Origin of the sequence: Gryllotalpicola sp. (assembly GCF_027352875.1) — a bacterium.
Taxonomy (GTDB): Bacteria; Actinomycetota; Actinomycetes; order Actinomycetales; family Microbacteriaceae; genus Gryllotalpicola.
Window position 1 is genome coordinate 1 of sequence record NZ_DAIEII010000033.1, and the last position, 5,874, is coordinate 5,874.

Consider the following 5,874-nt stretch of genomic DNA (forward strand, 5'->3'; position numbering starts at 1 on the left):
CCGTCGTGCTGCGCCTGGTCGAGTTCGCCCTCCACCAGCGGCACCGCGCGGCCGAAGCGCGTCATCGTCACGCCGAAGTCGCGGATGCGGGTGCGGTCGTCCCACTCGACGAGCTTCGGCCCGGCGAGCGCGACCGACGGGCTCGTCTCGCCGACGGCGAGCATGCGCTCGAGGGCCGCAGGTTCGGGGGCGGTGTCCTGGCTGAGCAGCCACAGCCACTCATCGCCGGATCGCGGGGGGCTCAGGGTGCGGGCGGCCGCCGCGATCGCAGCCGGGAAGCCGAGCCGGTCGCGGGCCTCGAGATAGCTCACCGGGAGGGTTCGGGATGCCGCGCGCGCGGCGTCCTGCACGTCGCCGCGGCCGATGACGATGACGCTGTCGGGGCGGCGAGTACTCGACGCGAGCGCCTGCAGCGTGCGCTCGAGATGGTCGCCCGCGGCGCGGGCGACCACGATCGCGGTGACGGTCTGCTGCATCGCGGTCAGCCTAAGGAGCACTCGTCCCGGAGGCGGTGAGCGACCCGCCCAACCCGGCCATCAGCGAAACGGCGGCGCGTACGCCGTTTCGCAAAGCGACCCGCGCCCGGCTAGGACGGGCGCGGCAATAAATTCAGACCGCGCGGCGGCGGAGCTTGCGGCGCTCCCGCTCGCTGAGACCGCCCCAGATGCCGAAGCGCTCGTCGTTCTGCAGCGCGTAGTCGAGGCACTGCGAGCGGACGTCGCAGGTGGTGCAGATCTTCTTGGCGTCGCGGGTCGAGCCGCCCTTCTCGGGGAAGAACGCCTCGGGGTCGGTCTGGGCGCAGAGCGCGTCGGCCTGCCAGGCGAGCAGGTCGTCGTCGGCGATCTCGGCACGGATCCGGCGCACGCCGGGAACGCCCAGCTTGACGGGATCGACGAACCAATCGTCGGGAGCCGAGGCGCGGTATTCGCTGGACATGTCGACCTCCACCCTGGTGAACTCTCCCGCCGAAGCGGGCGTTGAGGTAATTACACCGGTGTAGTTCGGTCCGAGTCAAGCGGCCATGTGTAAACCCTCGATGACGAATGGAGGGTTTACGTGCTGGGCGTGTCGCTGCGCGCCCGGGCGAATCGTTATCCGAGCAGGCTATCCGGCGTGCGATCCCCGGCGCCTGTCGGCGCGCAGCACGCCGCCTGACGGCTCGCCGGCCGTCACCGGTGAGCGGAACGCGCCGCCCAGGCGGTCGCGACCATCTCGTCCAGCGAGTGTCGCATCCGCCAGCCGAGGTCGCGGGCGGCGAGCTCCCCGGAGGCGACGATGCGCGCCGGATCACCCGGCCGGCGCGGCGCGATCTCCGGCGCGAAGTCGATGCCGGTCACCCGTGCCATCGCCGCCATGATCTCGGCCACTGAGACGCCGTCGCCGCTGCCCAGGTTGTAGACGCTCGCAAGGCTGCCGCCCGCCTCGAGCACCTGCGCCGCGGCGACGTGGGCGAGCGCGAGGTCGGCGACGTGGATGTAGTCGCGCACGCAGGTGCCGTCCGGCGTCGGGTAGTCGTCGCCGAAGATCTTCGGCGCCCGGCCTGCGAGCAGTGCGTCGAACACCAGCGGGAAGAGGTTGTGCGGGCTCGTGTCGTAGAGGTCGGCCGCGCCCGAGCCGACGACGTTGAAGTAGCGCAGCGAGGTGTGCCGCAGCCCGGTCGCCCGCCCCTGATCGGCGAGCAGCCACTCGCCGATGAGCTTGGATTCCCCATACGGCGACTGCGGGTGCTTGTCGGTCCCCTCGGTCACGATGTCGACATCAGGGGTGCCGTAGACGGCCGCGCTCGACGAGAACACGATGCTGCCGACCCCGGCATCCGCCATGGCCTCGAGCAGCACCGCGGTGCCCGTCACATTCTGCTCGTAGGTGTGCAGCGGCCGTTGCACGCTGACCCCGGCGTACTTGTAGCCGGCGATGTGGACGACGCCGATCGCACCCCGGATCGCTCGAGCCAGCGCGTCGCGGTCGAGGATGGACGCCCGGATGAAGGGCACGCCGTCCGGCACGAAAGCCTCGTGCCCGCTCGAGAGGTCGTCGATGACGGCGACATCGATGCCCTTCTCGAGGAAGGCGCGCACCACGTGCGATCCGATGTAGCCGGCTCCGCCGGTGACGAGCCAGGTCATGAGTCCTCCTGAGGGCTCTTCGGGGTCGTGGCGACGGACGGGTTCGCGGTGGCGACGAAGACCTCGCCGGCGCCGGTGAAGGTCAGCGCGAGCTCGTCGGGCGTGATGAAGACCGCCTCGCCGCGGGCGAGCTCGAGACTGCCGCCGCCCGCGCCGGCGAGGTGCACCGGGCCCGCGACCGCGATCGCGATGGCGGCACTGGGCAGCGGCAGGGGGCCCGCCGCGGAATCCGCGGGGACGACGACGTGCGCCAGCGCGAAGTCCGGCCCGCCGGGCCGGTACGACTCGACGCCCGGCGCGACCGGGACGGCCGCGAGGAAGGGGACGGGCAGCGGGGCGAAGTCGAGCACTTCGAGCAGCTCGGGCACGTCGACGTGCTTCGGGGTGAGGCCGCCGCGCAGCACGTTGTCGGAGGCCGTCATGAGCTCGACCCCGACGCCGCTGAGGTAGGCGTGGATGTTGCCGGCGGGCAGGTAGAGGGCTTCGCCGCGCCGCAGCGCGACATGGTTGAGCAGCAGCGCGACGGCGATGCCCGGGTCGGAAGGGCGCTGCGCTGCGATGAAGCGCACTGCGGCGAACCGCGGCGCGTCGGCAGCCGAGTCGGCGACCCGATTCGCCCCTGCGACGACCGCCGCGACGACCGCTGCGACCGCGTCGCCGTCCGGCTCGAGGAGCCAGCGCGTCACCGCGCGCAGCGCCGCCTCATCGCTCGGATGCGCTCGCAGCCGCGCGGCGAGCTCCGGCACGCCGAGCAGGTCGAAGTCCGCTGCGGCGGCGGCCGCGGAGCGGAATCCGCAGAGCGCCTCGAAGCCGTCCTCGAGGGCGACGATGATCTCGGGCTTGGGCTGGTCGTCCTGGTAGTTGCGCCGCGGGTCGTCGAGCGGGATCCCCTGCGCGTTCTCGCGCGCGAACCCGGCCCGTGCCTGCGCACTCGAGGGGTGAGCCTGCAGCGACAGCGGGGCGGCGGCGGCGAGCACCTTGAGCAGGAACGGCAGGCGCGGCGCGCGGCCGGCCGCCTCGGCCTCGATGACGCGCATCCTGCCGAGGGCCAGCATCGGGTCGGCGGCGATGAACTCGTCGAGCGTCCGGCAGCCGCCGCCGACCGCGGGGTCGAGCACCTGCGATGGGGAGCCCTCGTGCGCACCCAGCCAGAGCTCCGCTTCGGGCGCACCGGACGGGGCGCGACCCAGCAGCTCGGCGAGGGCGGTGCGGTCGCCCCAGGCGTAGTCGCGCGGGGTGTTGCCGATGCGGACGAACATCGCTACTTCGTCTTCGGCAGGTCGGGGCCGCGCGGGATCCCGGCGAACTCCGCCGTGCTGATGGTGAGCACTGCCGGCGCCTTGCCCCCGGTTCCGAGGGCGAGGAAGGTCGCGCGATCCGGAACGCGGTGCAGTCTGCCGCCGCTGATCACGTAGGTCACGCCGCTGCCGGGAACCTTCACGATGAGCGGGTCGAGCGGCGCCCGGCCCGACTTCGGCAGGCCGGCGCAGAGCGCCGGGGCGCCGGCCGAACTCGGCCGGATCCACACCACGCCCCAGTGCTTGATGGGGACGAGCGTGCCGGAGGCCGCGAAGTAGGGCTGCGAACCGCAGCCGACGACCTGCGTGAGGCTTCCCCTCGCGATGGCGAAGGAGGCGAAGACGTGCGACCACAGCCCGGTCACGGGGGCGGCCGTGCGGTACGCCGCGGCAACCCCCGGGTTCGCGATGGCGGCGAGCGAGCGAGCGCCGACGACCGCGTACCAGCTCTTCTTCCCCGCGGGCTGGACGGCGGTGCCGAGCGGCACCTTGTCGACTTTGACCCCGAGACCGTCGAGCTGGTGCTGCGAGATGGTCCAGACCGCGCCCGCCCTGCCGCCGTTCGCCGCCTTGGCCGCTGCGGCGGGCAGCCATTCGGCGTGGCTGTTCGCGACCTGGAAGATCTCGGAATGGCCGCTGACCGCGACGAATGCCGCCCCCGAGACGCCCTTGGCCACCGCGAGGCGCCTGCAGAGCGACGGCGAGAACGGAACCGGGGCGATGCCGGTGGTGTTCGTCTTCAGCGCGTGCAGCGTTCCTGCCGCGGCGTAGTACACCGTCGATCCGCACTGCACGACCTGCTTGAGCAGGGTCCTCGAGACCGTGAACCAGGCAAAGACCCGCGGGTCGAGACCGGTGACGACGGGGTGGCTCGCCATGCCGACCGCGTCGAGGGCGGCGCGGTTGTAGAGGTGGAAGAGGGTGCGCCCGGCATCCACCAGGTAGACCGCCGGCCTGCTGCCTCCGGACTGGATGAGGGCTCCGGCGTCGAGGTACCTGCCGTCGACCGGCCACGACGAGAACTGGGAAGCAGGTACCGCGAGCACCGCGGACGCCGTGCCGCCGAGCGCCGTGAGGCGGCTCGTCGAGCCGATCGCGCTCGCCGCGCCGCCTGCAAGGAGATAGGCCGGACCGCCCACCCCGTCCGTGATGAACAGCTTCGAACGCGGCGCCGCCTTCGAGATCGTGCGCGTCGCGCAGAAGGCGCCGGAGAGCGTGGTGACGCCGATGCCCAGAGTGCCGGCCGCCGCCGGGCTGCTCAGCCGATAGAGGGTGCCGGCGTCGCCGAAGTAGGCGGTGCCGCCGCAGACGACGGCCTGGGCGAGCGCGGGCTGCGCGGCGACGTTCGCGAGGGCGCGAGGGTCCACGGTGATCCGCTTGTCGAGCGAGATGCCGAGGCTGCGGCGCGCCGCGAGCGTCAGGGGGAACTTCTTCCCCGAGTCGATGAAGTAGGCCGGGCCGGTGCCGGCCCCCTGCAGCACGGTTCCCGACGGGACGAGCGCGATGCCGAGCGGCAGCAGCGCCAGTTCGGCCGAGGAGACGGGGATGACGGTCGGCGCCGTGCCGCCGTTGCGGCTCTTGGCCTGCGCGCTCGACGTCACGAGCTGCGCCGTACCGTGTGCGACCTCGTAGGTCGCGCCGGCGGAGGAGACGAAGACGTGCGAGAGCGCGGCGCTCGGCGCGACCGTCAGAGCCCCGCACGTCGCGCTCTGGAGCGCGGTCGGTGCGATGCCGACGGCGGCCGCCGCCGCCGAGCTCGCGAGCTTGTAGAGCCTGCCGCCGCCGGCGAAGTAGCTCGTCGAGCCGCAGGCGACGACCTGGCTGAGCGTGGCGCCGGTCGCCCGGTAGCGCTGCATGGCCGCCGCCACCCGCACCTGCGGGGCGGGAAGGCCGACGGCCGCCGCCACGCCGGCGGACGGAACCTCGATGAGACCGCTGAGGCCGTCGATGAGCCATTCGGCGCCGTTGAAGCTGAAGGTGGTGCCCTGCTTGTAGTACTCGTTGCCGTTCGACAGCGCGGCCGCGGCAGCGGCATCCATCTGGGCGACGAACGGTGGGGTGCCGCCGTTCAGCTGCAGAACCGCCGCCCAGTACTGGATCTGGCTCTTCTGCTTCCTGGCGACGTCGAGGGAGTACCAGATGCTGTTGCCGGACGAGGTGAGCACGCTGAAGAAATTGTTGACCTGCGGGCCGGGCTTGAGCTTCGCGAGTTGATTGAGGGTGAGCGGAACGATCGCGCTGCTCCTGCACGGGTAGCCGAAGAGCGCCTGCTGCGCGCAGGACTGGAAGGTGTGCCGCTGATTGCTCTGCACCAGATACGGCGTCGCGCTCAGCGGGTCGGCGACGACCCGGCCGAGCGTCGTGCCCGTCGTGTAGGAGTTGAGGTACGAGCTCGGCACCTGGCGGACCGGCCCGAGCTGCTTGAGGTAGGAGCCGGTCGCGGCCGACTG

At 72.3% G+C, this 5,874-nt stretch carries 4 protein-coding genes and 1 pseudogene; all 5 read right to left on the reverse strand.

Annotated features, from left to right (window positions below):
• On the reverse strand, positions 1–476 hold a 476-nt coding region (locus M7D61_RS04270; protein ID WP_298227947.1), incomplete at its 3' end, for a glycosyltransferase.
• 133 nt (positions 477–609) lie between these two features.
• On the reverse strand, positions 610–936 hold the full coding sequence (locus tag M7D61_RS04275; RefSeq protein ID WP_298227953.1) for a WhiB family transcriptional regulator: 327 nt from the start codon (positions 934–936) through the stop codon (positions 610–612).
• Positions 937–1,169: 233 nt separating this feature from the next.
• Entirely contained in the window at positions 1,170–2,126 is a 957-nt protein-coding gene (galE, locus tag M7D61_RS04280) for a UDP-glucose 4-epimerase GalE (protein WP_298227949.1), read from the reverse strand.
• The gene (manA, locus tag M7D61_RS04285; protein WP_298227951.1) at positions 2,123–3,385 is read right to left on the reverse strand and encodes a mannose-6-phosphate isomerase, class I; all 1,263 of its coding nucleotides are present in this window, start codon (positions 3,383–3,385) and stop codon (positions 2,123–2,125) included. Before manA ends, galE begins: the two co-directional genes overlap by 4 nt.
• A gap of 2 nt (positions 3,386–3,387) precedes the next feature.
• Positions 3,388–5,874: pseudogene (locus tag M7D61_RS04290) on the reverse strand (hypothetical protein); the annotation flags it as partial.